Genomic DNA, 4,614 nt, shown 5'->3' on the forward strand with positions numbered 1-4,614 from the left:
GCGACTGCGAGACGATCAGCCAGGCTCCGGCGCCCTTCCACGCCACCCCGCGCGGCTGGGCCGGTCCCGGCCTGCTGGCGATGATCCTGTTCGAGAAGTTCGGACAGCATCAGCCGCTCAACCGCCAGGCTGAACGCTATGTCCGCGAAGGCGTGCCGCTCAGCCTGTCGACGCTCGCCGACCAGGTCGGCGCCGGCGCCGCGGCGCTGATGCCGCTGTTCAAGCGCCTCGAAGCCCATGTGCTGGCCGCTTCACGTCTGCACGGCGACGACACGACGGTGCCGGTCCTGGCCAAGGGCAAGACCGATACCGGCCGATTATGGACCTATGTGCGCGATGACCGACCGTTCGGCGGCGCCGATCCGCCGGCGGCAGTGTTCTACTATTCCCGCGATCGTCGAGGCGAACATCCCGCGGCGCATCTCGCCGGCTGGAGCGGCATTCTGCAGGCCGATGCCTTTGGCGGTTATGGCGATCTCTATGCAACGGGTCGTCAGCCGGCGCCTGTTCTGGAAGCCAGCTGCTGGGCCCACAGCCGGCGCAAAGTGTTCGAGCTGGCCGATGTCGAAGCGGCGGTGCGCAAGAAGGCGCACGGCGAGAAGCCCAACCTGGTCTATCCGCTGGCGGTCGAAGCCGTGAAGCGCATCGATGCCCTGTTCGATATCGAGCGCGCGATCAACGGCCTGTCGCCGGCCCAACGCCACGCCGTGCGCCAGGAGCGGAGCGTGCCGCTGGTCACCGAGCTCGAGACCTGGATGATTGAGACGCGCGACAAGCTCTCGCGCGGACATGATCTGACCAAGGCCTTCAACTACATGCTGCGCCGCTGGTCATCCTTCACCCGGTTCCTCGACGATGGGCGGATCTGCCTATCCAACAATGCAGCCGAGCGAGCCCTGCGCGGCATCGCAACGACCGATTCATACTGCACCTCCTCTTCAAACGTCCGGAAACAGGGACTTTTGGTTTTCCATTTTGATGCGACACGGGCCTCTGTGACGCGGAAACTGGGTCACTTGATCCTTTTCCAGGTCCGCAGCTCGTATTTGGTGCGGTGCATCGGGTACCACCTGCTCGGTAGGGAGCACGCCCTCCTTGATCAATCGACGGACCCGATGGGCAGTAACCCCAAGCTTTTTGGCGGCTTCGGTCAATGTGAGCCACTCGCCATTCTTTTCGGCGGATCGGTAGCCATGGATTTTATGGACCGTGCGCAGTGCCCCGACACGGCGCCCAGTCCAGGTTTTGCCTTGCCCGGTCTGCATTCCCATCCGGTTGAGAGTGGCGGCAATGTCTCTGTCGGACCACCGGGTCGCCATAGACCGCATGACGGCAAGGGCGGCCTCCGGAGTACTCTGGCCATGTTCGCCAGCTTTGGGTTTGCGAATGCGCAGCTGGGAGTGCTGGCCGCCTTTCCAGTGGATCGTCAAAATGACTTTACGCTGCTCTTCATCGATGTCAGCAATGATATCAGTCACGAGAGCACGAAGGAGTTGCTGACGACATCGCATGTCGACGTTAGGTGCGCGCCAGGCGGCCTCCAGATCGGTGGCAATGCCAGTAAATTCGGGGACTGGGGTGACAAGATCGATTTGTCGCGCTTGGGCCAAACCAGCTTCACAGGCTTCCACGCGCCTGAGCGCTGCCTCCCAGCTCTTCTCCAGTTGGGCAGCGATCAGCCGGTTGTCAGGGTCGCAAGCAGCATAGCGACGTTCAGCGAGAGAGGCCTCGTATCAGGCTTGCTGCAAGTCCAACTCCACCATGCGGTGTCGTTCTTCCAGATTATCCCGATGCGCGCGATCAGCTTCCATTGCGGCCTCGATCGCCATCGGCGTCACGGCCCTCAATATCTCTTTGCCGATAGCAGGGTCGATGCGAGATGCGCCAAAAGTCATGCATCGTGGCTTGGCCAGCATCTGATTGATACGTTCGCAGCGGTAATAGGGATGCCCGGGAGGCCGCCCCGAGTAAACAACGCCCAACCGCCTTCCGCATCGGCCGCAGGTGAGCAAGCCCGCGAGCAACGCGCGGCCGCCACGACCAGACTTGATGCCGCCTTTCTGGCCGAAGGCATTGACAGCGATGTGGCTCTGGTTCCTCTCAAACTCACTCCAATCGATATAGCCTTCGTGATGATCCTGGAGCAGCACGTCCCACGTTCCAAAGGGTTTGCCGTGGCCGTAGCTTTTACGCGCCCTGCCATCGACAATCTCGGTTCGCTTCTCGCTTTTACCATAGACATAGACCCCAGCGTAGAAGGGGTTCTTCAGGATCGAAATAACGCTTCGATAGCGAACCGGCACCCAGTCGAAGGACACCGTTTTGCGCCCGTCAGAAGGGCGAGGAAAATGGAAATTATCAGCCGTCAGCGAAATCAGCACCTGGCGGGCGCTGCCAAGCTCGCGGAAGCGCGAAAAGATGAGGCGGATCGCCTCTTGTACCCGCAAATCGGGATCAAGCCCCAGCCCATAGTCGCGGTGCCAGATATAACCGATCGGGACACTGAGACGCAGCTCCCCCCGCCGCGCTTTGGCGCGAGCCGCGTCAAGCATGCGCGTTCGCAAAATGCCGAGCTCAAACTCGCTGATACTGCCCTTCATGCCCAACAACAATCGATCGTTAGGCCGACAAGGATCGTACACTCCGTCGAGATCTATGACGCGCGCTTCAACCAGGCCGCACAGTTCCAGGAGATGGTGCCAATCCCGGCCATTGCGAGAAAGACGCGATGCGTCGAGGCAGAGCACTGCGCCAATTTTGCCCGTGCACAGGCCGCTCACCAGTCGTTCGAAACCAGGGCGGTCTACAGCACCGCTGGCGGTACGACCAAGGTCATCGTCGATCACATCGACATCACGGAAACCCCAGCGTCGCGCGACATCGACAAGTTCATATTGTCGCCGCTGGCTCTCCAGGTTGTTCTGGACCTGACCCGGGGTCGACTGTCGAACGTAGACCACAGCTTTGCGCTTCAGCACCGTGGCTGGAAGGAGATTATTGCCCGTCATCGCTCGCCTGCTTCGTCGCGACGCCGGCCGCGGCCATCAGGAGGGTCGCCAGCCTGGCGACAACAACGCTTCGTTCCCCGTCGCTCAGGCCTCGCATCTGCGGCGTATCGAACGGCATGCTCAGCTGCTGGGTCAGCACTGGTAATGTCGGGGGTAGTGGTAAAGCTTTCATGGCGCGCCTCCTGGATGGCCGTGAGTCCATCCCTCGAAGTCTGCCTGAAACCGCGCTCGGTAAGCAGTCTATGAAGCTCTACAAGCCCAATCACCGCAACGCGCGGTTCGCCCATCTCCATGTCGGCGCAAAACGCCCGATCCAGCATCCACTCCGCCGCCTGGATGATCTCACCCGGCCTGATCTCTACCCGGATGATCGCGCCATTGGCCCGGTCCTCGCGACCTTCATGCCGAAAACGACCGCCGTAATATGGATGCCAGCGATAATGAAACTCCACCATCTGCCCAACATGGGCAGAATGACCCTGCGATGGCTCTCGGCAGAAAGTCCTGGCTGTTCTGCGGTTCCGATCGCGGCGGACAGCGCGCTGCCGTTCTCTACAGCCTGATCGTCAGCGCCAAGATGAACGATATCGACCCGCAGGCCTGGCTCGCCGATATCCTGGCGCGCATCGCAGCCCACCCAGCTCATCGGATCGATGATTTGCTGCCGTGGAATTGGAGATCCGCACAACTGCGGACCCAACCAGCGGCGGCCTGATCATGCAGCGCAATAAGGTGCATCACGTCTATACCGTCGACCGTGTCGCCAGGGACCTCGGCGTCAGCGAAGCGCTCATCCAGGACCTGACCCTCGGTCTCGAGCCCGAGGACGGCGTCATCTGGGTGTACGGCGCCAACGATGACGGCGGAATCTTGGCCTTCGCCGATGAAGGCATCGAGGAGGTCAAACTCCTCCTCGAAGAATATCATCGCGTCTCCCCATCGAAAGCTTGACCCCAGCACCGCGGTGCTCAGGTTCTCCTGGCTGCCGGATGCGCACGTCTGCGGTCTTCACCGGATGAGTACGCCGGATACGCACGTCTGCGGTCTTCACCGGATGCGTACAACCGGATTGACAATGCCCACAATTAAAGGGCCGGTTCACAGCCAACAAGCTGGCGCGTATCATCTGGGCTCTGCTCGTAAAGGGAGGGCTATCAAAACAGGGCTGCGGCAGGCGCCTAACGCAAGGCCAGCTCAACCCAACGAACTGGCCGGCAGCAACGGGCCACGATACGCACGGCGTATGCCATGCGATTAATTCGCTCTGCTGATGAAGTCACCGCAGTATCTCACTTTCTCTTCGGGCTCGACCGGCGTGGCCTTCAATCGCCAATGTGCGTGCCAGAGAGACACTATCGCATCTTGGTAATCATCATACGAAGGATCCCCAAGTCTACAACAACAAGCGTGCAATCGGGATCGTCTATAATTTCGAAGCCGACCATGATTCCGGTAATCCAATGGAAATCAAAGAACACGTGCCTCTCCTTGAAGGGCTCAGGCCGGCGTTGGTGCGCGGATATGAAATCGAACGCATTTCGATCATTAATGTAGTTGGTTATGCCTGCGTGACTTGACGCCGGATAGACTCCGGGCGTGCCCATGC

The 4,614-nt window shown here is 60.5% G+C and carries 2 protein-coding genes and 3 pseudogenes; 3 read left to right on the plus strand and 2 right to left on the minus strand.

Going from position 1 to position 4,614, the window contains the following annotated elements; all coding sequences use genetic code 11:
* Nucleotides 1-911 (plus strand): annotated as a pseudogene (tnpC, locus tag NKH05_RS32610) (IS66 family transposase); the annotation flags it as partial.
* A 27-nt stretch (nucleotides 912-938) separates the two neighbouring features.
* Here tnpC and NKH05_RS32615 read toward each other — a convergent pair.
* Nucleotides 939-3,008: pseudogene (locus NKH05_RS32615) on the minus strand (recombinase family protein).
* A 484-nt stretch (nucleotides 3,009-3,492) separates the two neighbouring features.
* On the opposite strand from NKH05_RS32615, the pseudogene NKH05_RS32620 reads away from it, so the two are divergent.
* Both NKH05_RS32620 and NKH05_RS32625 read left to right on the plus strand, forming a co-directional pair.
* Nucleotides 3,493-3,723: pseudogene (locus tag NKH05_RS32620) on the plus strand (transposase domain-containing protein); the annotation flags it as partial.
* A 2-nt stretch (nucleotides 3,724-3,725) separates the two neighbouring features.
* Nucleotides 3,726-3,959, plus strand: coding sequence for a hypothetical protein (locus tag NKH05_RS32625; RefSeq protein WP_352873429.1), 234 nt, complete (start codon nucleotides 3,726-3,728; stop codon nucleotides 3,957-3,959).
* Between the two features lie 401 nt (nucleotides 3,960-4,360).
* Here NKH05_RS32625 and NKH05_RS32630 read toward each other — a convergent pair.
* On the minus strand, nucleotides 4,361-4,614 hold a 254-nt coding region (locus NKH05_RS32630), incomplete at its 5' end, for a hypothetical protein (RefSeq protein WP_353027064.1).

Source organism: Mesorhizobium sp. M1399, assembly GCF_040317735.1.
In the GTDB taxonomy this organism is placed as follows: Bacteria; Pseudomonadota; Alphaproteobacteria; order Rhizobiales; family Rhizobiaceae; genus Mesorhizobium.

What these genes read in the sequence shown, in the direction of transcription:
- NKH05_RS32625 (WP_352873429.1), top strand. Translation starts at nt 3,726, where the DNA reads ATGCAGCGCAATAAGGTGCATCACGTCTATACCGTCGACCGTGTCGCC.